A 20,753-nucleotide genomic window follows, 5' to 3' on the forward strand; every position below is an offset into this window, starting at 1 on the left:
GGTAATATTCACGATGACAGGGAGACCACAGTGCCGAGCAATTGGGCAAGCGGCTAAGCGCCGGCCAATGGGCATCCGTCAGAGGCATCAGTTCCACGAGAAGTCCTTACCGGCAGATAACCTGGTTACCCCTTGGCGGCGGTCAACACTAAGTATTCAACATGCTGAGCCTGCTGGCCGTAACTGCGTACCAGAGTATCTACCGTCACGTCTGCTAAACCGGCATCACAGGCAAGGTTCTTGAAGCCATTTGCACTCAAAAATGCTGTTTGGCCATTCCCGGCCAGCGGATAACCGGCTGGAATGTCGGCAAGAGTCACTTCATCAAGACGTGGCGCATCAGCAGCAAAGGCGCTGGAACCTTGTCCTAAGTGAAAGGAAAAGAACTGGCCACCGGGTTTAAGGCAACGCTGTACCTCGGCAAGAGCCTTACGGTGCTGTTCGAGAGTCAGGTGCTGCATAGAGACCACGTCGACAATGGCATCAAAGTCGGCATTTTCATAAGGTAACGCCGTCATATCTCCCTGCTTGAGTTCGGCACTCACGCCCCAGTCGTCTAATACCTGCTGACACAAGGTCAAACCGGAAGGCGCGTAGTCCAAGCCGTGGGCATCAAAACCTTCTCGGGCAATCATCCAAAGATTTGCCCCAGAGCCACACCCTAGTTCAAGCACTTTTATCTGGCGCCTCTCGCTCAACGGCAAGCGAAAGTAATGCCCGGCCAGAAAACCGATAAGAGCGTCGTTTGGGTAACGGCGCTGAGACTGCAGTCCTCTGGCCTGGTACTGGTTTTCAAAGACGTTAGTCATCAGGCGCCCTCACCTTCTTCGGTCACAATCCAGTCGTTATAGCCTTCTTGCAGCGACAAACTGTTGGGGCGCTGGTAGTGCATGCGGTAATGCGCCGGAACAGCCCTCAGAAAGTCTAAATAAATCTGCTTCAGCTCGTTATAAGCCGCTACACAACGCGCGTCATCGGTGGGAGCATAAAGCACGCGAACCAGAACAGCGTGATAGTAGAGCATGCTGCCTTCAAACAGGGAATTAAGGTAAGGACGACCGGCCCGGCTTTCATCACGCAGGCGCTCCATCACTTCTTCCATCTGTAAAGAACCGGCCCGGCGGCTCTCCACATCCGGTTGCAGAATAGCAAGCAGCGCTTCACTGAGCGCGTCCACCTTGGGCGGCGCCAGACAATCCCAGTAGGGTGCTTCAAAACGGCTGGCACCTTGGCTGTCCACATTAAAATGGGTAGCCATCTCCATGACATCCGCCTTGTCCACCCCACTGGCCAGCAATACATCTTCTTGGCTGCAGGGAATGGCACCTCGAATAAGTGCCCCTTCACCCAGATTGAAACACATCAATTCAGGTCGGCGACGAAGCAATCGCTCGATACAAATACGGGAGAGGTTAAAAAAGGCATTGGTCACCACCTCACCGCCAAAGTTACCGGGTACAACATAGTCGTCAGTTTCGCGATAAATACCACGGTCTGCACCATCGGCCTTGTAGTAGACACTGTGCACTGAGTGGTGATTACCATCCCGTTGGTGACCCAGGTCGACACCGAAAAGGTAGAGGGTTCGAAAGCCAAGGGCATGAGACATGAACACAGCAGTGTTGGCAACGGTCGGGTTGATGTGTAGCGCCGATTCAAACTCGTCGCCAAACCCAGGAATACTTTCCAGCGCATCGGTCGCAGGTTCACCATGCTTGGGAGCCATAAAAGCCTTGGTAAACTTTTTAAAGACCTCAGGGTGTACCGTTCCCGGAGCCAGCAGCACCCGGTCTCGCAAAAACTCAGGATCTTTGATGTCGTCTAGCAAACCGGCGATAGGATAGGTCCGCTCCTGCTCACAATGAAAGTCCGGCGTAATACCATGCTTTTTCAATGCGCGCAGCGCAGTGCCGCAGGAAATCACAATGCCTTTGTCTTGGTTTTTCCGCAAAAACTCGGCATGGCGATCCAAAGACGGGCCATTGCCACAAATAAACACCGGAACGTTCTTCAGCTGGTGTGCGGTCTTACCAGCAATTTTAACGAAGGGTACATCGTTATGAATATTGCGCCCTTGGTGGGCAATCGACATTACCGCATCATCATAAAAGCCCCAGCCCATACTGAGCTCGTAATATCGATTTTTATAATGTTCCAGAAGCTCGGCAATGGCTTTGGTTTGATAGTGTACAAAGCCATAGGTAGAGATGATGTTATAGCGACCACGAATAGAACTGTCGCTCATGTGAGCTTCAAAAAACTCTTCCGCTTCGACACCCAAGCTTAGCTGCAGAGTACCGCCTCGCTCATCAATCAGAGGTAAAATATGAAACCAGGCAGTAGTAAAAAGACTGGCGTAAAAAATGTCCAAGTCTGGCTCAATGATATAAAGGTGGTGAATGTTGTGGTTGATGGCAAGCAGCTCGACATGAAAGCCAAGACCCATACCAAACACCAGCATCATGCCCACGTCTTTAGGTAAACGCTCGCCACCAACACTTTCTTCTACGAATTTATCCGATGCGGTTACCAGCTGGTTCAAATAGTCCACATGCATAAACCCCATGGGGTTTTCATGGGTATATTGGATCCGCGAGTGTGACATCTTCGGTGCCAGGCAAAATTCTTCGTACTGACAAAGTGATGTGGTAAATGCTGGCTGAGTGTAAACCAGTGCACCTGTTTCTTTATCTCGGATATTGGGTAGGTTATCAACAACATCGATGTGATAACGAACAGGCTTATATTCCAGCATTTCCTTGTGTACATCAGGGAAATACTTCTCCAAAGCCGCCATATTTTGATGGTAGTGGCCCAAGAGGTAATTATCGTCAAAGCCAATCAGAGTAAAGCTTTCGGACAGTTCCTTGTAATCGGTAGACTGTTGCTTTTGCCTGTCGACAATGCCCTGGAGAACATCAATTTTCTCTTCTAGATCCCGGATGGTTTCTTCAATCAGTGGCAATGTGTCAGACATATTCTGGTTTACCTTTAGTTTTGAGCCGCGTTACTCATGTAGTTCTTTATCGCCTTGGCACTTTTTTTTTGCTTCAGCATATTCGATTCTACTGTTTGAAGCTGTGTTTTGGCATCTTTTTGGAAAGCGCGATCAGAGGATGCCACCTTCTCGGCGACAACGCGAAATTCAGCGAACTTTTCTTCTTGCAACGCCGCTTGATGCAACGCATTCAAAAGAGATTGTCGTTGTGATAACTGCTGAGAGTGAAGCTGCCACTGCTGGTCTTGGAAGCTGCTTGCAAGAGAAGTTTGCAACGCTTCCAAGTCGACCAGCAGCTCTTCAAAGGAGGCCATTTAAGCCGGCGCTTTTTGGCGGAGTTTTTCCATGCCTTGGTCTTTGTGCTCTTGCGGCATGTCTCGCCAGGCATTTCTCAGAGGGGAGAAGAGTTCGTGTAGCTCATCAAATGCGGAAGGTTCACGGGAGGCGCTGACTTCCAGTAGCTTGCGGATCATCACGTCATAAAAACTAGCGAAGTTTTGGGAAACCTCAGGCTCACTGTCAAAATCCAGCACCCCTTGCAGACCACTTATCAGTGACACCGCACTGTTGATAGCCTGCGATTTACCCTGAATATCCTGGCGCTCAACACAACCTTTGGCTACGGCAATCTTTTCCAGTACGCCATCCATCAACATCAGAATGACCTGGTGCGGATCGGCATTCAGTAGCCTTGCGTTTTTGTCTGCACCTTGATACTGCTTGATGTTCATTCGCATAACTTAGGCCCTTTTCTGGTCAGTAACGCCTCCGGCTATTTAGTCCTTGCTTTTGACTGAGGGCAAGGAAGCCAGAGCACTCGTCAGGTAATCCCCCGTCGACTGATACTGTGCGACGATTTGGTCCAAGGCATCGAACTGAGCTCGCATGGTTGCCTCGTAGTTGGACAGTCGCAACGTCAGGTCATCTCTCTGCTGAGAAATAGACTTGAGTGTATCATTCAGGGACCCTTGCCTTTCTGCGATAGCTCCTTTCGGCTCAGTATAAGAGGTTAGGATCTCATCGAGTTTTACGGCAAATCCCTTATCCTTGGAGTCATTTCCAGTCGGGTTATTCCTAGCAAAAAGCTCGCCAAGTTGTGCGGCATTATTGTTGATAGCGTCGGTAAGGCGGTCTTCACCGCTGGGGCCACTGCCGATACCATAGGAGAGGATCTCCATGTTACCGCTGTTGTCGAAGGTGATCCCCATCTTGTAAAGACTATCCATTCCTCCAGAAAGAGCTTCTATAGAGCCGGTCAAGGAGTTTTGCGTCTGGTTCTTGATAGACCGTACCAACGGGTCAAATGCCAAGGCGCCCCCTGCCACAGAATCATCGCCGTCACCACCGCTGCCCGGCGCCCCTAACGTGTCGAGGGAGGCTTTGAGTGCGTTATAGCCGTCAACAAAATCCTTGATCATGCTCTTGATACCATCGGTATCACGGCTGACATCCAAGGTATTTGCCCCGGTTGTTACTGTTTTGGCGGTCAAGGTAACCCCAGCGATAGCATCCTTAAAGGTGTTGGTATCGCTACTGATGGTGGTGCCATCAACGGTTATTACCGCATCTTGCGCTGCCTGAGTAACAGACAACCCCGTAGAGAGTGCTGACAATGATGCGTCACCGGTTGAGGTAACCGTCAGATTATTGGCACTTCCTGTTGTATTGGAGGTCAGGGTCAGCCGGGCACCGTCATCACCGTTGATGATGTTGGCGCTGACCCCCAAATCACCACCAGCGTCGTTTATTTTCTGACGAATGACCGAAAGGGTGTCACCGTCGTCAACCGTGATATCAAGAGACTTATCACCAACATTGAATGTCAGCTTACCGGCACCAAAGGTGGTGCTTGAGCCACCGGCAATGGCAGCCGATGACAACCGGGTCCCTTTTGCCAACTGTTGCACTTCTACTTGGAAGTTACCTTTACTGGCATTGTTGGTTTCAACAGAGAAAGCGTCGGTGTCGGGGCCGGTGATAGCAACGGTGTTTTGGTCGAACGCCTTAGGATCGGTCAGTTTTTTGACGATATCCTGAAAGGTCGACAACGCAGATTTCAGCTGCCCGATACCGGAAAGCTGGGAATTAGTGGTTTCTTCTTTCTGATCAAGGATCGCCTCTTTAGGCGCCTTTTCAGCGTTGACATAGACGCTGATGAGATCTTCGAGTTGAAGGCCTGAACCTATACCCGCATTCGTTACACCAGCCATGACTATGTCTCCTCTGTCTGAACGTGATCAGACGTTACTATCAAGAAATATGCCGATTTTAGCTCCCAGCTCTTCTCGCAACTGACGAACTCTGTCTGCCGTTTTCAGCACTTCTTCAGAAGGAATTTGCCGAATAACGTCCCCCGTCTGTGCATCAAGCACTTTGACAACAGTACGGCCGCTGGATTCATCTGTAGAAAAGTTGAGGTTGTGGCCCCGCAGATTCACGAACTCGGCAAGGACTTGCACTGCATCGGACAAACTTTGCCTTGTATCCGCAGGCGTATCTTCTTTGCCAGAAACAGGCTGCGTTACAGTCGTGTCAAAGCTGGGAGTCGCAGAAGTTTTGCTGGAAATGGCAGGAAGAGAACCGGAAGCGGTATCGCCAAGGCTGTTTGAGAGCATAGTAGATACGTCACTCATTGCCCATTCTCCCGTTATATCAAGCTGAAAATGGATGGTGCCCAAATAGGCACCATCCTATCAACCTTATTGCAACAGCGACAGTGCGATTTGCGGCTGCTGGTTGGCTTGGCTCAGCATGGAGCTGGCAGCCTGTTGCAGTACGCTGTTACGAGCCAGAGTGGCAGTTTCAGCGGCGTAGTCAGCATCCTGGATACGAGACCGGGAAGCAGACAAGTTCTGAGAGGTGTTCTGTTGTGAACGGATAACCGAGCTGAAACGGTTCTGGGTGGCACCCAGGTTGGCACGGGTGGTGTTCACAATGTTCAGGGCGCAATCCAGAGCCGCGATTTGACTCTGGGCAGCGTCGAAGCTTGCAATGGCGGTACCCAGGCCAACACCAGAGTGACCGAAGCTTTGGGTGATGGCAATACTGATGGTTTGCGAAACGTTGGCACCGATCTGGAAGCTAGCTGAGTAGCTACCATCCAGCAGGTTAACACCAGCAAACTGGGTCTGGTTGGAAATACGGTCCAGTTCGGTAGCCAACTGGCCATATTCCTGGCTCAGTGCGGTACTGTCAGCGGTGCTGTTAGAACCGTTGGAGGCCTGAACAGACAGGGTACGCATACGCTGCAGCAGGTTGGTGTATTCGTCCAAGGCACCTTCAGCGGTTTGAGCCAGAGAGATACCGTCGTTGGCGTTACGAACGCCTTGGTTCAGACCGTTGATCTGAGCGGTCAGACGGTTGGAGATCTGCAGACCGGCGGCGTCGTCTTTTGCACTGTTGATGCGCAGACCGGATGAGAGGCGCTCATAGCTAGTACCCAGTTCTTCAGTAGACCTGGACAGTACACGCTGAGAGTTCAGAGAAGATATGTTGCTGTTGACGTACAGAGCCATGATAAAGTCTCCTGTTAATTCGAGTCAGGCGTGGTGACTTGGCATACGCCCTGGCTCACCTCTCGCCACACATTTCGTTCACCTCCTGTATCGCCCTGCCTGAAAAAAACTTTTAGAACTTTTAGTTATAAAAAAAGAAAAAAATAGAAAAACCGCCTAACCGGCGGTTTTTTATATCAATTTCCTGTGCGACTACTTCCGCAAAAATTAGCCTTGCAGCAAGGACAACGCGATCTGCGGCTGTTGGTTGGCTTGGCTCAGCATGGAACTGGCAGCCTGTTGCAGCACGGTATTACGGGCCAAGGTCGCTGTTTCAGCAGCGTAGTCGGCATCCTGAATACGAGACCGGGACGCTGTCAGGTTCTGTGCGGTGTTCTGTTGTGAACGGATAACCGAGCTGAAACGGTTCTGGGTAGCACCCAGGTTGGCACGGGTGGTGTTCACAATGTTCAGAGCACAGTCCAGAGCCGCGATTTGGCTTTGGGCAGCATCAAAGGTAGCAATGGTCGTACCCAGGCCAACACCGGTATGGCCAAAGCTCTGGGTAATGGCGATGCTGATGGTTTGCGAAACGTTGGCACCAATCTGGAAGTTGGCAGAGTAGCTGCCATCCAGCAGGTTTACGCCAGCAAACTGAGTTTGCGCGGAGATACGGTCCAATTCGTCAGAAAGCTGGCCGTATTCCTGGCTCAGTGCAGTACTGTCGGCAGTACTGTTGGAACCGTTGGACGCCTGCACCGCCAGGGTACGCATACGCTGAACGATGTTGGTGTATTCATCCAGCGCACCTTCTGCGGTCTGGGCAAGAGAAATACCGTCGTTAGCATTTCGGGCTGCTTGGTTAAGACCGTTTATCTGCGCCGTCAAGCGGCTGGAGATCTGCAGGCCAGCGGCATCGTCTTTGGCGCTGTTGATACGCAGGCCAGAAGACAGACGCTCGTAGCTGGTTTGCAGCTCATCGGTAGAACGTGACATGACTCGTTGCGAGTTCAGTGAGGCCACGTTGGTGTTCACATAAAGTGCCATGATCCTCTCCTTCGAGATTGAAGAATCTGTTCAGCGCAACGAAACTGCGCCACCCTTTTGTTAAAGCAATAGACGTGCCAACTACTTCACGTAGTTGAATAAAGTCAGTGAATTCACCATTTGGAACCCGGAATACGCGGCCTGCATGATGGTTTGTTGCTGAGCGAGCTTCGATACAGCCTCACCGATATCCACTTCTGCGATATCAGCGCGGTTGGATTTGATGATGATGTCGGAGGCCTGGGAGCTGTTATCCAGGTTCTCAATCACATTGACCCGTCCCCCTATCTGCGCCTGCCCGCCCACTACGCTGTTGTAGGTCTGAACGGCAATGTTTTGCGCATACTGGGCATCCGCTTGCCGCTGATCAGTGGTTCGGGTGGGATCCGTCAAAAGTCCGGCGTAGTCGGTCAACACGTTCAAAATGTTGTCGCGCTTGGGCGGATCGAGGGTGACATCGGCGCTGGCACCGGCGGCGCCATCGAGGGTGACGTTAAGGCCGTTGAAGTTGATTGGCTCGCCCGGCACATAATTGCCGCTGGCCAGCACATTGCCGCCGCTGTCAGTTACTTGGTAGGTATCGGGGGCACCGGCAGCGGTGGTGAAACTGAAAGTATTGCCGGCCGGGGTGTTAGGGTCGTAATTGCCCCGATAAAAAGACTCAAACTGGCCTTCATCGGCAATATCGGTGGTCACAGTGCCGCCGCCAGCCGTCATGGCGCCGGTGGCGGAGAACACCGGCGACAGATTGTCAAACAACTCAAAACCAGGGAAGTTGGCATTGAGTTTGACCTCGGATGCCACCTGGATCATCTGTTTGCCTTGGTCGCCTTGGTATTCGTAGCGGCCATTGACTATCTGATAAGGCGCGGTGCCGCCTTCGTTGCCCGAGAAGATGTAATCGCCGTTGGCATCCTGGGTATTCATGGCGTCGAGCAACTGATCCCGCAGTCCGATCAGCTGATCGGCCAGAGCCTTACGGTCTTCATCACTGTTAGCGCCGTTGTTGGCCTGGATAAGTAAGGTGCGAGTGGTACCCAGGGTATCGGTCATGCTCGACAGCGTACTTTCAGCCAGCCCCAGCCTGGACTTCAGATTGCTGCCGTTACTGCGAAACTGATCGGAGATCCCCAACTGCTCGTCCAGGCGCAACACGGTGCCGGCGCCGGTGGGGTCGTCAGAGGGCTGTAAAATGCGCTGTTGGGTACTGACCTGGTCACGCAGCTTCACCAATGAATCCTGGCTGCCCAAAATGTTGTTCAGCCCGGACTGGAAAATCATCTGAGTCGATACGCGCATAACCTTACCCTATGGCTTGCAGCAGATTGTCAAAGACGCTCTGTGCGGTGGAGAGGATCCGGGCCGTGGCCGTGTAGGCCTGCTGGAACTGGATGAGGTTGGCCGCTTCTTCGTCCAGGTTGACCCCGGACACTGCCTGCAGCCGCCCCTGACTTTCGTCATGCAGGGCTTGGGCAGCCTGGTTTTGAATTTTCATGGTGCCGGTGCGGTCCCCCACTTGGCTGACCATGCCGGAAAAGGCATTGGACACGCTTTGGTAGGTCACAGGGGAGTCGCCGGATTGGTTCAACCGGACAATGTTTTCGGTTTGCAACTTGGCCAGTTTCAGGCCATTACCGTTATCCGACTTGGCGGTCATCACCCCGGTACTGTCGATATTGGGGCTGATGGTAAATTCGTCCCCTGCCGCCGGTGTGCCGGAGAGCTTGATGGAAAAGCCGTAATCCAGAGGCGGCGCCGGAATGGCAGTATTGGGGTCGAAGGCGGTCACGCCGCCAATGGCAGCGCCTGACTGGTCATACAGCTGGTATTGGCTGTCGTTGACGAACACCACTCGCCCGGGCGCCGTGGTGTCCAGCAGCGGCGGCGGGGTGGCGCTAAAGCCGGAGGTGGCCGGGTCGGTATTGGTGACATCGACGCTGGAAACGGTGGCGCTGCCCAAGTTTGAAGAGCCTTGGTCTACCCGGATGGGAGAGGCCAGCGCCAACGACTCAGGGTTTTGCATCACCATTGTTATCTGGGCAGCGGCATCCCGGGTGGGCCTTAAGGTAAAGGTATCTCCAGCGGCAAAAGCGCCGTTGGGCACCAGGTCGATTTGCAAACCGTCCACCGTGGTGCTGGCCGGCACAGTGCCACTGGCTAAGGTGCCAGTGACCTTGCCAGATTCATCCAGAGCCTGTACGTCGTAATCAGTAGCCGAGGTAAAGACGATGCGATAGTCCTGGTCAGTCAGCTGGGTACCGTCCACCACAGTGCCGGTCACTTGGTGCAGCTGCGAGGAGTTATCGGCGTCGCCGTAGGCGGTGGCAACCGGCAGGCTGAAGATATCGCCGCCAAGTTTACCGTCGAGATCCAGGCCCTTATTGTTCTGCTTATTAAAGGCATCCATCATCGCCAGGGACATCTGCCCCAGTTGGCGCTGCGCCGGTTCCAGCACTTCTTCACGATAAGCGCCCAGGCCGCCGAGCTTACCGCCCACTTTTTTGGCTTCAATATCATAAGGCTGGGTGCCAAGTTTCACCGACAGTTCCAGGCGGCGCGGTTCCGGGTCACCTGCTACAGCACTGATGGTGGCGCGGCTGTCGGGCAGTACCAACGCCTGGCCATTGGCCATGGTCAGGTTAACGGCATCGCCCTGGGCCGGGGTCACTTGCACGTCCATCAACTCGGAAAGCTGCTGAATGTACTGGTCTCGCTGGTCCAGCAAGGTGGAGCGCTGGCTGTCGTTTTGGCTGGCCCCTACCGCCCCCAACTGCTGGTTGAGGTTGTACACGTTGCCAATCAGGGTATTGGCCTTCTCGGCGTAGGAGGTTATCTGCTTGTTGACTTCATCCTGCTGCGAGCTCAGCTGCTCGGACTGGCGCTGATAAGAAGCCAACATGTTCTGAAATTGCGAGAGCGCCAGCTGCCGGTTGGAGATGGAGCTGGCCTCGTTGTTCATGGTGTTGATGCTGGAGAACAAACTGGTGATGTTGTTGCCGATGCCGGTGCTGGCATCCCCCAGCAACTTGTCGGTCTGGTCAGCCTGGGCGAGATAAGACTCGGTAAAGCCCAGGTTGGAGGTATCTTTGCGCAGTTGGGTTTGGGCAAACTGATCCAGCAGCCGGGTCACGGTTACCCGGTCCACGCCCCCTAGCTTCTCGGCGGTAAATTCCACCCGCTGACGAGAATAGCCGTCGGTGTTGACGTTGGTAATGTTGTTGCCGGCGATATTCAGGGCGATCTGGTTGGCATAGATCCCTGATACCCCGATCCTCATCATATCGTTAGACATTACGGCGTACCCTTAGTCAAAGCGGGATGGTCAAGCACCTGAAGGATCTTCTTGGCGTACTGCGGATCCGTGGCGTAGCCCGCGCCCTGAAGCTCCTGCAGGAATCGTGCCGGTTCTTTAACCCACTTGAGGGCATCCTGATATCGCGGCGATTCTTTGAGCAATTTGACGTAGTCGCTAAAGCTCTGGGCCGGGTTTTGATAGGCGCGGAACTGGGCCGTTTCGCGCTTGGGCTTGCCACCGTCGTACTCGAGGGTACTGGCGGTAACCTTGTCGCCATCCCACTGGCCACCGGCCTTGATGTTAAAGAGGTTCAGGCTGCTCTGGCCGTCTTTGCCCTTGAGGATCTTTTGGCCCCAACCGGTCTCAAGGGCCGCCTGGGCCACCAAGACCTCAGGGCTGACCCCAAGGGCGGAGGCCGCTTGCCGGGCATAGGGCAAGAGGCTGCCGACAAAGCTTTGCGGGCTGTCAAAGTCCAGTGCCGGAGCCGGTGCTGGCGCCGCTTGTGGCTGTTCGCTATCGGCTTTGGCTGCTGGCGCGTCACTGCCGACAGTATCAGCAGCCGCACTTGCCGCTGGATTGATGCCAGGCTTGGCCGGGAGCGCCAAGGATTTGGCGCTCTCATCTGCGCTACCGGCAAAGTGGCGGTTAACCCCCAGCGCCGAGGCAGGCATCAGGTGCTTGCCGTCAGGCTGCAACTGCTCGGCGATGATCTCTGCCAAGCCGAGGCCGCCTTTGGATGACATATCCAGGGCCAGCTGCTGGTCCTGCATGTCTTGGTAGAACTTCATGGAAGAGGAGTTAAACGGGCTGTCTTTTTCAAACACCGCGTTGGCTTCACGCATGCTTTTCAGGAGCTGGCGGACAAAAATCGACTCAAATTGCTTTGCCGTTTCCAGCAATGCCTTTTTATCGTGCTTTTGTGCCCCTTGGCGCAGGTCATCAAGCCCCGCCAGATCCGTGAAAAGCGGCCCGTTCATATGACAATCAACTCCCCAGACAGGGCGCCGGCTTGCTTGAGCGCTTCCAAAATGGCCATCACATCAGAAGGCGCTGCGCCCACCTGGTTTACTGCCCGCACTAAATCTTGCAAGGTCACGCCTGGGTCGAAATAGAACATCCGGCCCTGCTGCTCGCTCACCTGCACATTGGAGTTGGGGGTCACCACGGTTTGACCCTGGCCCAGCGGATTGGGCTGGGAGACCTGCGGGTTCTCGCTGATGGTGATGGTCAGGCCGCCGTGGGTGATGGCTGCCGGTTTCAAATGCACTCCCGAGCCCACCACGATGGTGCCGGTGCGAGAGTTAACAATGATTTTTGCCGCCTCAGTGGCCGGGGTGAACTCCAGGTTCTCAAGGGTCGACAAAAAACTGACCCGTTGGTCTACGTCACGAGGGGCACGTACCTGCACTGAAGCGCCGTCTAGCGCCCGCGCCACACCGGGGCCAAGCAGGTTGTTGATGGTGTCTTCCATGCGCTTGGCAGTGGTGAAATCGGAGCGATGCAGGTTAAAAGTGATGAAATCGGAACGGCCAAAGGGCGAAGCCACTTCCCGCTCGACAATGGCGCCACCGGGAATACGGCCGGCGGTGGGGGTATTACCCACTATCTTGGAGCCATCGGCTCCTTCGGCGCTAAACCCCGATACCACCAGGTTGCCTTGGGCCAGGGCATAGATTTGCCCATCCACCCCTTTGAGGAAGGTTTGCAGCAAGGTGCCGCCGCGCAGGCTCTTGGCCGAGCCCACCGAAGACACGGTAATGTCGATTTGCTGGCCGGGCTTGGCAAAAGGCGGCAAGGTGGCGCTGATGGCAACCGCCGCCACGTTCTTGATGTTGGGGCGCCGGCCGGTTGGCATCTGGATACCAAAATTACGCAGCATCGAGGCAAAGGACTGCTCGGTAAAGGGGCTCTGCTCGCCGGTCCCCGGCAAACCTACCACCAGGCCGTAGCCAATCAATTGGTTGTCACGCACCCCGGCCACATCGGCCACATCCTTGATGCGTTCAGCCTTGGCCCCAAAGGCCAGCAATAACACCAGAAACCAAAAGCGTTTCATATTGGCGTCCTCAGAATGGCCACAGCGGCGAGTTGAAGAACCGGGCCAGCCAACCTTGCTTTTGCACGTCAGAAAAAGCGCCGGTACCGGAGTACTGGATGCGGGCATTGGCAACCCGGGTCGAGGAAACGGTATTGTCGGCGGTTACGTCGTCCTGGCGTACCACGCCGGTCAGGCGCACGTATTCATCGCCGTTGTTGAGGGTGATCCACTTCTCGCCCCGTACCATCAGGGTGCCGTTGGGTAATACTCGAATCACATGCACCGAGATAGCACCGCTCAACTGGTTGGCTTGGTCGGCGTCGGACTCGCCTTTGAAATCGTTGTTGCCATCAATGCCCACCCCCAGGGTGTTGCCGTTAATGGTCAAGGGCTTACCCAGCACGGTAGGCGTTGCCAAATCGACCGAGCTTTTCTTCTTAAGCTCAGTGGTGGAGGATTTCTTGGCGCTGGTGCTCTCTTCGAGCATTACGGTGATGATGTCCCCCACCCTCGCCGCTTTGCGGTCGGCATAGAGGTCACGGGCACCGGCGTCGTAATACATCGAGCCGGTAGCCACCAACGGCTTTTCTTCAAAAGCCGGCAGCACAGGTGCAAAGTCCGGGTCATCGGGAATAGGCTTGGGCCCATAAGTGGCACAGCCTCCCAGCACCATCAGTGTCAATACAGCCAGGCTACGCATAACGCCCCCTTACAACTGCTGGTTGATGTAACCCATCATTTCGTCCACGGATGAAATCACCTTGGAGTTCATCTCGTAGACACGCTGGGTTTCGATAAGGTTGACCAGCTCCTCGGTCACGTTGACGTTGGAGGTTTCCAGCGCGCCCTGCTGAATGGTGCCAAGGCCGTCAAGACCAGCAACGCCCTGCTGGGGCGCACCGGAGGCACCGGTTTCCTGAAAGAGGTTTTGGCCGATAGGCTCAAGCCCTTGGGGGTTAACAAAGGTAGTGACGTTAAGCTGGCCCACCACTTGGTCTTGCGCCTGGCCAGGGATCTTCACCGACACCTGACCGTCGTTGCTGACTGAAATCGACTGGGCGTTCTGAGGAATGTTGATGGCCGGCTGCACCGCATAACCGGAGCCGGAGGTCACCAGGTTACCGGCATCGTCCAAGGCAAACTGGCCGTTACGGGTGTAGGACATGGTGCCGTCAGGCATCAGGATCTCGAAAAAGCCTTTGCCCTCGATCATCATGTCCAAGCTGTTGTCGGTAGTCAGGCGGTTACCTTGGGTAAAGGTCTTTTGGGTAGCCGCTACTTTGACACCGGTACCCAGCATCAGGCCGGACGGCATCTCGGTGTTCTGAGAAGACTGGGCGCCGGGTTGATGCACGTTTTGGTACAGCAAGTCTTCAAAAACGGCGCGGCCCTTTTTGAAACCGACGGTCGATGCGTTGGCCAAGTTGTTGGAGATAACCGAAATGTCGGTTTGCTGGGCATCAAGGCCGGTTTTGGATATCCACAATGCGGGATTCATGGGTGACTCCTTAGCTCAAACGCATGAGGTTGGTCTGGGACGAGTCCATGTCCTCAGCGGTCTTCATCATCTTCATCTGCACCTCGAACTGCCGTTGCAGCTCGATAAGGGCGGTCATCTCCTCAACGGGGTTGACGTTGGAGCCTTCCAGGGCGCCCTGCATGATGCGTACGTTGGCGTCGGCCGGCGCCGGGTTGCCATCTTTCTGGCGAAACAGGCCGTCTTCACCTTTGGTCAGATCTTTCACATCGGGATTGACCAGCTTGATGCGGCCTACCACTTCAATGGCATTGGCCGGTGCCCCTTGGGGCAGCACGCTAACGGTGCCGTCACCACCAATCTCGAGCTTGCTATAAGGCAGCGGGATGGTAATGGGGGCATTGCCGTCACCCAGTACCAAGCCGCCTTTGGCGTTTTCCAACAGGCCGGTGTCGGAGATGCGCAGGTTGCCAGCCCGGGTATAACCCTCGGTGCCGTCGGTGCCCTGCACCGCCAACCAGCCGTCACCTTCAACCGCCACGTCCAGAGGACGCCCGGTGGTCTGCAGAGGACCCGCGTCAAAACGTTGACCCGGTCTTTCGCTCATGGCGAAAACCCGGCTGGGCAGACCTTCACCAAAAGCCTGCATGGCGCGCGCCTGGGCAAAATCGGCCTTAAACCCCGTGGTTTTAGCGTTTGCCAGGTTGTTGGCACGGGCCGTCAGGGATTGCATGTCCTGGTTGGCGCCGCTCATGGCCAGGTAAAGCAGATGGTCCATCTGTCAGTCCTCTGTCACCAAAGTGTCGATGCTTTAACCGAATGCAATTGCAATGCCAAAAAAGAAAAACCCGCCAATTGGCGGGTTTTTAACGCGGTGCTTTTAGCCTTAGCGGATCTGCAGGATGTTCTGCTGCAGGGTGTTGGCCACGTCGATGGCCCGGCTGTTGGCCTGGAAGTTACGCTGGGCGCTGATGAGATCCACCAGCTCCTGAGTCAAATCCACGTTGGACGATTCCAAGGCACCGGAGCGGATGTTACCGAAGGTACCGGTACCGGCTTCACCAGCCAGGGGGTCGCCGGAGGCGGTGCTGGCCTTCCAGTCGGTGTTACCTACTTGGCTAAGACCCTGCTCGTTGGCAAAGCGCACCAGCGCTACCCGGCCCAGCGGCTCGGTGGTGCCATTGGAGTAAGAGGCTTGTACTAGGCCGTCTGCGCCCACTTCTACCCCGGTCAGGCGGCCAACGGTGAGGCCGTCTTGGGAGATGGAGTTAACGGTAAAGGCGTCAGCGTACTGGGTTTGATCCTGATAGTTGATGGTCAGGGTCTGGGTGGCATCGGCACCGTTACTGAGCACTGACCCTAAAGGATCGGTGGTGATGGTGGCCGGTACGGTGGGCGGCGTGCCGGGCTGGCCGGTGGAATCGAAATTCAGTACATAACCGTTAACGGTGGTACCGGAGGTAGCATCGGTGTAGCTCGGGCCGGTACTGCCGTTGATGTTGACCGGCTGACCGTCAACAAAAGCAAAGGCGTTCCAAGTGTTGGTAGAGCCGGTAGGCTTCACATAGTAGGTGGTCATGGTGTGGGACTGGCCCAGGGAGTCGTACACCGTTACCGAGGTGGCATTGTTGTAGGTGTTGGAATCGCTGGGGTCGAAGTTGGCCACATCATAGGTGTCGTCACCGGCCGGCAGGTTAAGGTCGATATCCACCTTGGATGAGGCCAGCGGCGTACCCACTGCGTCAGGCACCTGCAAGGATTTGGCGGTAGACAGCGCTGCCGAGGCGGAAGTGCCATCGGGGTTAACCGGGAATACCTTCAGGTAGTTGCCCTGGTTGTCCACCACGTAGTTATCTTTGTTGAGTTTGAAGTTACCGGCACGGGTATAGACCATGTCGTTAGAATTGACATCGCTGCTCATAGCAAAGAAGCCGTTACCGTTCACCGCCAAGTCGAAGGTGTTGTTGGTGAACTGCATCGCCCCTTGCTGGAACTGCTGAGCAACGGTGGAGGTCACCGCACCGTCACCCACCTTGGTACGGGGGTTGGAGAAAATGGAGCTGGCGTACACGTCCGCAAACTCGGCACGGGATTCCTTAAAGCCATAAGTGTTGGCGTTGGAAATGTTGTTACTGGTGACATCCAGGTCTTTCTGGGCCGCGTTCAGGCCACTGAGCGAGATGTTGAATGACATAACGTTATCCTCTCAAATCAGGTTTTGGCCACTTCCAGGACATCACTCAATTTGATGCCCCCGAGGCCCTTCAGGTTAAGTACTACGCCACCGGAGGACGCCGATCCTAAGGTGACAGATTCAACATTGGCATACGCCGCCACACTCAAGTCGGTACGGGTGTTGCCCACCAGTGCCTGCGCCTTAAGGGTGTAGTTACCGGCTGCTGCAGGGGTACCTGCATTATTGGTGCCATCCCACTCAATACGGTTGTTGCCTGCCGGCAAGTCGCCCATGTTGATGGTTTTAATCAGCTGGCCGTTTTCATCTTCAACACGCACCACCACGTCCTGCATCGGGTCGCTAGAGGTGAGCATGCCGCTCATGGTGCCGCCAGACGCCAGATAACCGGTGTCGGTGGGGACCAGCACCTTCTGGCCCACCAGCGTGGAGGCCTGCAGCGCCTGGCTGGAGGTCATTACCTCGTTGAGGCTACCAACCTGATCAGACATGCTGTTGATGCCATTCACCGTGGCAAAAGAAGCCATCTGGGAGATCATCTGGTCGTTGTCCACCGGCTTGAACGGGTCCTGATAGGCCAGCTGCTTGGTTAGCAGCGACAAGAAGTCTTCCTGATTCAGGGTGCCGTTGTTGTCAGTAGAACTGGTGGTGTCGTCGGTGGTCCAGCGGGAGTTAGCCAGCGGATCGACGTTGTTGTTGTTGATCACATTGCTCATGGGTTACTCCCTTTACTGCCCAAGTTGCAGGGTGCGCATCAGCATCTGCTTGGCGGTGTCGGCAACCTGGACGTTAGTTTGGTAACTACGGGACGCCGAGATCATGTTGGTCATTTCTTCCACCACGTTGACGTTGGGCTTGTAGATAAAGCCGTCCTTGTCTGCCATGGGATGGTCAGGGTTGTATTCCTTGACCAGCGGTTTTTGTGACTCCACCACCCCAAGTACCTTCACCCCAACCCCTTGCTGGTCGGCTTGGGCATCGTCCAAAGCCGCAGCAAAGACTGGCTGGCGAGACTTATAGGTGGTGTTGACGGAACTGGATATCGAATCGGCGTTAGCCAGGTTCGATGCCGTGGTATTGAGGCGAACGGATTGGGCGCTCATGGCGCTGCCAGCGATATCGAAGATCCTATAAAGGCTCATCATTACTCCCCTTTAATCGCGGACATCAGTCCTTTGATCTTGCCGCCAAGGAATTGCACCGAAGTTTGGTACTCCAGCGCGTTTTGCATAAAGAGGCTGCGTTCCACCTGGGCATCAACGGTGTTGCCGTCGCCGGTATCTGGCTGGTTGGGGTTGCGGTAACCCACTGCCGGGTCCAGGCCAAGACTTGCCGCCAGGTGTTTATCGCTGGTGCGTTCCAATAACATGCCCTGCTGCTGGCCGGATACGGCGTTGGCTAAGGCCGACTTGAAGTCGATATCCCGGGCCTTGTAACCAGGGGTATCGGCATTGGCAAGGTTGCTCGACAGCAATTCTGCCCGCTCAGAGCGGACTTTTATCGCTGCCGGGTGAATACCAAATGCGTTATCGAAGCTGATTGCCATGAACTTGCCTCCGTTAAGTGCTTATAACGAAGGCAAGAAGCGTGCCAAGGAAGGTTAGATATTGTCTTTGCGGCGGTAAATAATGCCGGGGTTGCAGCGCACCATCTCGAATTCGGTGGCAGCGGTAGGCATGGACTCAGACGCCCCCAGGAACAGGTAGCCCCCGGGATTCAAGGTTTTGGCGATGCCGGAGAGGATCTTGAGTTTGTTTTCCTGCGAGAAATAAATCAGCACGTTACGGCAAAACACCAAGTCAAATTTACCCAGCAGGGCATAGCTCGACAACAGGTTGAAATGCCGGAAAGTCACCAGCCTTTTGACGTTGGCCTTCACTTTCCAGGTGCCATCGCTGGTTTCGTCAAAATACAGACGTTTGCGCTCGTCACTCATGCCACGGCCCAGGGCCAGACTGTCATATTCCCCCACCTGGCACTGGCTGAGCATGGCCTGGGAGATATCGGTGGCAAGAATTTGCACGCCCCCCGGCAAGGTGCCGGGTTTGCGAACCTGATGCTCTAACGACTTGATAGCAATGGAATAAGGCTCTTGCCCAGAGGAGCAAGCGGCAGACCAAATCTTGACGGTCTTGCCGCCCTTACCCAGCTCAGGGAAGAGTTTGTCGGTGAGCAGTTCAAAGGGGTAACCGTCGCGAAACCACAAGGTTTCGTTGGTGGTCATGGCATCAATCACCGCGCTTTGCAGCTCGCGATCACGCCCAGCCATAACAGCTTGAATAAGCTCCCCAAGGCTACCCTGCCGATAACGCCCCAGCAGGGGCGTCAACCGGCTTTTAACCAGATATTGTTTGTTATCTCCCAGCACGATACCGCACTGCGTCTCTAGATATCGGCGAAAGGTTCCGTAATCCTGCTCGCTTAGCGCTTTATCCACTCTAACCCGCCTCAATCATCAGGCTTTCTTTAACGGCACTGGCCAGCTCATCCGGATCGAACTTGGCAATAAATTTGTTGGCGCCCACTTTCTGGACCATGGCCTGATTGAACACCCCGGACAGGGAAGTATGCAAAATTATCTGCAAATCCTTAAGCTTAGGATTCGCTCGTATCTCTGCAGTCAGTGTATAGCCGTCCATCTCCGGCATTTCCACATCGGAGATCAGCAAGCACACTTGCTCGGTGATGGATTTTTGGCACTTCTCCGCCATATCCCGCAGGTAATCCAGGCCCTGGCGGCCATCTTTGACCAGCTCAAGAGGAATGCCCAACGGCTCCAGGGCCCTTTTGATCTGCGCACGGGCTACCGAGGAGTCATCAGCGATCAGCAGCACCCGGTCTTTTTTCAGCGACTCAGTACCTTGGTAGGCATCGGCACTGGCCACGGCATTGGTGGGATTGATTTCATCGAGGATTTTTTCCACATCCAACATCTCGACCATTTCGCCATCGACTTCGGTAACGGCGGTCAGATAACTGGCACGGCCGGCCCCTTTCGGCGGCGGCTGGATGTCTTCCCAGTTGCAGTTGACGATACGGTCCACCGAATGCACCAAAAAGCCCTGCACCGAGCGGTTGTACTCGGTGATGATGATAAAGCAGTTGGTGACGTCTTCGGTGGGCCGGCCGCCCATGGCCTGGCGAAGGTCAATCACGGAGAGGGTTTGGCCACGAATGTGCGCCACGCCGCGAATGCTGGACTTGCGCTTTGGCAAGGCGGTCAACGGTGGGCATTGCAGTACTTCACGCACCTTGAACACGTTGATACCGAAACGCTGTTTCGCCCCCAGCCGGAACATCAGCAGTTCCAGGCGGTTTTGCCCCACCATCTGGGTTCGTTGGTTGACCGTATCGAGAATACCCGCCATACCTTACCTCTTGTCGTTGTTGTGCAGATGGGCACAGTCCTTGCCTGTCATCTTATCACAGCATCATGTGACTGATTATTGACGTGAAATTGATTAAACCCAAGAAACACGCCCTTCCCCGAGCCCTTATCGGCCTGTTGGGTGCTTTCTTTACCCTGGTCTCGGTATCGGCAGCCAGTGCCGACACTGCTCCCCGGCTAATGCCCCTGGATCAGCTAAAAAGCGTAGCGCAAGCGGCGGTAAAAGAGGCAGTAAAGGTGCCAGCCCATGGCCGCATCACCATCGAAGCCAGCGACCCCGATAGCCGCCTGCGCCTTCCTTACTGTCCCGACGTTCAAGCCAGCCTGCCCGGCAACCAAAGTATGGATGCCAATATCACCGTCAAACTATTTTGTGAAAATCCCCACTGGCAATTCTACCTGTCGGTCAATACCACCATAACGGTGCCCATGCTGGTGGCCAGCCGCGCCCTGCCGGCAGGCCTGGTGCTGGATGACAGCGACCTTGCCCAAGAGTGGCAATCGCAAAATCGCCTGCAAGGGCGCATTTTTACCGATAAAAGCGTCATTACCGGCGCCAAACTGAAGCGCGGCGTGCAGGCCGGCGCCCCCATCACCGCCGATAACCTGTGCCTGGTATGCCGGGGCGACAAAGTCACCCTGCGCGCCGGCGCCGGGGCGCTTAGCATTACCGCCATGGGCACCGCGCTTTCTGACGGCACTTTGGGCGATACCATCAGGGTCCGTAATCTGGGTTCTGGAAGGGTGGTGGAAGCCCGGGTTGATGCCCAGGGGCAAGTCAGCGTCAGTTATTAAAAATCATGCTAAAGTGAACCGCCTTTT

The 20,753-nt window shown here is 55.0% G+C and carries 22 protein-coding genes; 1 reads left to right on the plus strand and 21 read right to left on the minus strand.

Annotation, left to right across the window (positions count from 1 at the left end):
* Positions 1-125: 125 nt before the first annotated feature.
* The 21 genes from AC22G1_RS12950 to AC22G1_RS13050 all read right to left on the minus strand — a co-directional run bounded on the left by AC22G1_RS12950 (position 126) and on the right by AC22G1_RS13050 (position 19,911).
* Positions 126-809, minus strand: coding sequence for a class I SAM-dependent methyltransferase (locus tag AC22G1_RS12950; protein WP_417357682.1), 684 nt, complete (start codon positions 807-809; stop codon positions 126-128).
* Positions 809-2,977 carry a motility associated factor glycosyltransferase family protein gene (locus AC22G1_RS12955; protein ID WP_487313748.1) on the minus strand — a complete coding sequence of 723 codons (2,169 nt, stop codon included), beginning with the start codon at positions 2,975-2,977 and terminating at the stop codon, positions 809-811. The genes AC22G1_RS12950 and AC22G1_RS12955 overlap by 1 nt, the downstream gene beginning before the upstream one ends.
* A gap of 14 nt (positions 2,978-2,991) precedes the next feature.
* Positions 2,992-3,312, minus strand: coding sequence for a hypothetical protein (locus tag AC22G1_RS12960; RefSeq protein ID WP_487313749.1), 321 nt, complete (start codon positions 3,310-3,312; stop codon positions 2,992-2,994).
* The gene (fliS, locus tag AC22G1_RS12965) at positions 3,313-3,729 is read right to left on the minus strand and encodes a flagellar export chaperone FliS (protein WP_170164148.1); all 417 of its coding nucleotides are present in this window, start codon (positions 3,727-3,729) and stop codon (positions 3,313-3,315) included.
* Positions 3,730-3,774: 45 nt separating this feature from the next.
* Positions 3,775-5,208 carry a flagellar filament capping protein FliD gene (fliD, locus tag AC22G1_RS12970; RefSeq protein ID WP_487313750.1) on the minus strand — a complete coding sequence of 478 codons (1,434 nt, stop codon included), beginning with the start codon at positions 5,206-5,208 and terminating at the stop codon, positions 3,775-3,777.
* A 27-nt stretch (positions 5,209-5,235) separates the two neighbouring features.
* Positions 5,236-5,631 carry a flagellar protein FlaG gene (locus AC22G1_RS12975; protein WP_487313751.1) on the minus strand — a complete coding sequence of 132 codons (396 nt, stop codon included), beginning with the start codon at positions 5,629-5,631 and terminating at the stop codon, positions 5,236-5,238.
* Positions 5,632-5,697: 66 nt separating this feature from the next.
* The gene (locus AC22G1_RS12980) at positions 5,698-6,513 is read right to left on the minus strand and encodes a flagellin N-terminal helical domain-containing protein (RefSeq protein WP_123422282.1); all 816 of its coding nucleotides are present in this window, start codon (positions 6,511-6,513) and stop codon (positions 5,698-5,700) included.
* A 207-nt stretch (positions 6,514-6,720) separates the two neighbouring features.
* Entirely contained in the window at positions 6,721-7,539 is an 819-nt protein-coding gene (locus AC22G1_RS12985) for a flagellin N-terminal helical domain-containing protein (protein WP_487313752.1), read from the minus strand.
* 81 nt (positions 7,540-7,620) lie between these two features.
* Complete coding sequence (gene flgL / locus AC22G1_RS12990; protein WP_487313753.1) at positions 7,621-8,838, minus strand: flagellar hook-associated protein FlgL; 1,218 nt, start codon at positions 8,836-8,838, stop codon at positions 7,621-7,623.
* Positions 8,839-8,842: 4 nt separating this feature from the next.
* Positions 8,843-10,819, minus strand: coding sequence for a flagellar hook-associated protein FlgK (flgK, locus tag AC22G1_RS12995; RefSeq protein WP_487313754.1), 1,977 nt, complete (start codon positions 10,817-10,819; stop codon positions 8,843-8,845).
* An 11-nt stretch (positions 10,820-10,830) separates the two neighbouring features.
* Positions 10,831-11,811: a flagellar assembly peptidoglycan hydrolase FlgJ gene (gene flgJ / locus AC22G1_RS13000; protein ID WP_487313755.1), complete on the minus strand. Its 981-nt coding sequence runs from the start codon at positions 11,809-11,811 to the stop codon at positions 10,831-10,833.
* Positions 11,808-12,890, minus strand: a complete 1,083-nt coding sequence (locus tag AC22G1_RS13005; RefSeq protein WP_487313756.1) for a flagellar basal body P-ring protein FlgI — start codon at positions 12,888-12,890, stop codon at positions 11,808-11,810. The genes flgJ and AC22G1_RS13005 overlap by 4 nt, the downstream gene beginning before the upstream one ends.
* Before the next feature lie 10 nt (positions 12,891-12,900).
* Positions 12,901-13,572, minus strand: coding sequence for a flagellar basal body L-ring protein FlgH (gene flgH / locus AC22G1_RS13010; RefSeq protein ID WP_487313757.1), 672 nt, complete (start codon positions 13,570-13,572; stop codon positions 12,901-12,903).
* Positions 13,573-13,581: 9 nt separating this feature from the next.
* Entirely contained in the window at positions 13,582-14,370 is a 789-nt protein-coding gene (gene flgG / locus AC22G1_RS13015; protein ID WP_487313758.1) for a flagellar basal-body rod protein FlgG, read from the minus strand.
* A gap of 10 nt (positions 14,371-14,380) precedes the next feature.
* Positions 14,381-15,127, minus strand: coding sequence for a flagellar basal-body rod protein FlgF (gene flgF / locus AC22G1_RS13020; RefSeq protein ID WP_487313759.1), 747 nt, complete (start codon positions 15,125-15,127; stop codon positions 14,381-14,383).
* Positions 15,128-15,235: 108 nt separating this feature from the next.
* Positions 15,236-16,543, minus strand: a complete 1,308-nt coding sequence (gene flgE, locus AC22G1_RS13025) for a flagellar hook protein FlgE (RefSeq protein ID WP_487313760.1) — start codon at positions 16,541-16,543, stop codon at positions 15,236-15,238.
* A 17-nt stretch (positions 16,544-16,560) separates the two neighbouring features.
* A complete protein-coding gene (locus AC22G1_RS13030) occupies positions 16,561-17,259 on the minus strand; it encodes a flagellar hook assembly protein FlgD (protein WP_487313761.1) in 699 nt (232 codons plus the stop codon).
* Positions 17,260-17,271: 12 nt separating this feature from the next.
* Positions 17,272-17,685, minus strand: a complete 414-nt coding sequence (flgC, locus tag AC22G1_RS13035) for a flagellar basal body rod protein FlgC (protein WP_123422289.1) — start codon at positions 17,683-17,685, stop codon at positions 17,272-17,274.
* A gap of 2 nt (positions 17,686-17,687) precedes the next feature.
* Positions 17,688-18,089, minus strand: coding sequence for a flagellar basal body rod protein FlgB (gene flgB / locus AC22G1_RS13040; RefSeq protein ID WP_487313762.1), 402 nt, complete (start codon positions 18,087-18,089; stop codon positions 17,688-17,690).
* Between the two features lie 54 nt (positions 18,090-18,143).
* Positions 18,144-18,980 (minus strand): CheR family methyltransferase, encoded by an 837-nt coding sequence (locus tag AC22G1_RS13045; protein WP_487313763.1) that lies wholly within the window; start codon positions 18,978-18,980, stop codon positions 18,144-18,146.
* A gap of 1 nt (position 18,981) precedes the next feature.
* Positions 18,982-19,911, minus strand: a complete 930-nt coding sequence (locus AC22G1_RS13050) for a chemotaxis protein CheV (protein ID WP_487313764.1) — start codon at positions 19,909-19,911, stop codon at positions 18,982-18,984.
* An 83-nt stretch (positions 19,912-19,994) separates the two neighbouring features.
* On the opposite strand from AC22G1_RS13050, the gene flgA reads away from it, so the two are divergent.
* Positions 19,995-20,726 carry a flagellar basal body P-ring formation chaperone FlgA gene (gene flgA / locus AC22G1_RS13055; RefSeq protein ID WP_487313765.1) on the plus strand — a complete coding sequence of 244 codons (732 nt, stop codon included), beginning with the start codon at positions 19,995-19,997 and terminating at the stop codon, positions 20,724-20,726.
* Positions 20,727-20,753 lie beyond the last annotated feature (27 nt).

It is taken from the genome of Gallaecimonas zhanjiangensis (assembly GCF_057624825.1).

Bases quoted from the DNA above. Each gene is read 5' to 3' on its own strand.
- AC22G1_RS12950 (WP_417357682.1), bottom strand. From the start codon at position 809: ATGACTAACGTCTTTGAAAACCAGTACCAGGCCAGAGGACTGCAGTCT.
- AC22G1_RS12955 (WP_487313748.1), bottom strand. From the start codon at position 2,977: ATGTCTGACACATTGCCACTGATTGAAGAAACCATCCGGGATCTAGAA.
- AC22G1_RS12960 (WP_487313749.1), bottom strand. From the start codon at position 3,312: ATGGCCTCCTTTGAAGAGCTGCTGGTCGACTTGGAAGCGTTGCAAACT.
- fliS (WP_170164148.1), bottom strand. From the start codon at position 3,729: ATGAACATCAAGCAGTATCAAGGTGCAGACAAAAACGCAAGGCTACTG.
- fliD (WP_487313750.1), bottom strand. From the start codon at position 5,208: ATGGCTGGTGTAACGAATGCGGGTATAGGTTCAGGCCTTCAACTCGAA.
- AC22G1_RS12975 (WP_487313751.1), bottom strand. From the start codon at position 5,631: ATGAGTGACGTATCTACTATGCTCTCAAACAGCCTTGGCGATACCGCT.
- AC22G1_RS12980 (WP_123422282.1), bottom strand. From the start codon at position 6,513: ATGGCTCTGTACGTCAACAGCAACATATCTTCTCTGAACTCTCAGCGT.
- AC22G1_RS12985 (WP_487313752.1), bottom strand. From the start codon at position 7,539: ATGGCACTTTATGTGAACACCAACGTGGCCTCACTGAACTCGCAACGA.
- flgL (WP_487313753.1), bottom strand. From the start codon at position 8,838: ATGCGCGTATCGACTCAGATGATTTTCCAGTCCGGGCTGAACAACATT.
- flgK (WP_487313754.1), bottom strand. From the start codon at position 10,819: ATGATGAGGATCGGGGTATCAGGGATCTATGCCAACCAGATCGCCCTG.
- flgJ (WP_487313755.1), bottom strand. From the start codon at position 11,811: ATGAACGGGCCGCTTTTCACGGATCTGGCGGGGCTTGATGACCTGCGC.
- AC22G1_RS13005 (WP_487313756.1), bottom strand. From the start codon at position 12,890: ATGAAACGCTTTTGGTTTCTGGTGTTATTGCTGGCCTTTGGGGCCAAG.
- flgH (WP_487313757.1), bottom strand. From the start codon at position 13,572: ATGCGTAGCCTGGCTGTATTGACACTGATGGTGCTGGGAGGCTGTGCC.
- flgG (WP_487313758.1), bottom strand. From the start codon at position 14,370: ATGAATCCCGCATTGTGGATATCCAAAACCGGCCTTGATGCCCAGCAA.
- flgF (WP_487313759.1), bottom strand. From the start codon at position 15,127: ATGGACCATCTGCTTTACCTGGCCATGAGCGGCGCCAACCAGGACATG.
- flgE (WP_487313760.1), bottom strand. From the start codon at position 16,543: ATGTCATTCAACATCTCGCTCAGTGGCCTGAACGCGGCCCAGAAAGAC.
- AC22G1_RS13030 (WP_487313761.1), bottom strand. From the start codon at position 17,259: ATGAGCAATGTGATCAACAACAACAACGTCGATCCGCTGGCTAACTCC.
- flgC (WP_123422289.1), bottom strand. From the start codon at position 17,685: ATGAGCCTTTATAGGATCTTCGATATCGCTGGCAGCGCCATGAGCGCC.
- flgB (WP_487313762.1), bottom strand. From the start codon at position 18,089: ATGGCAATCAGCTTCGATAACGCATTTGGTATTCACCCGGCAGCGATA.
- AC22G1_RS13050 (WP_487313764.1), bottom strand. From the start codon at position 19,911: ATGGCGGGTATTCTCGATACGGTCAACCAACGAACCCAGATGGTGGGG.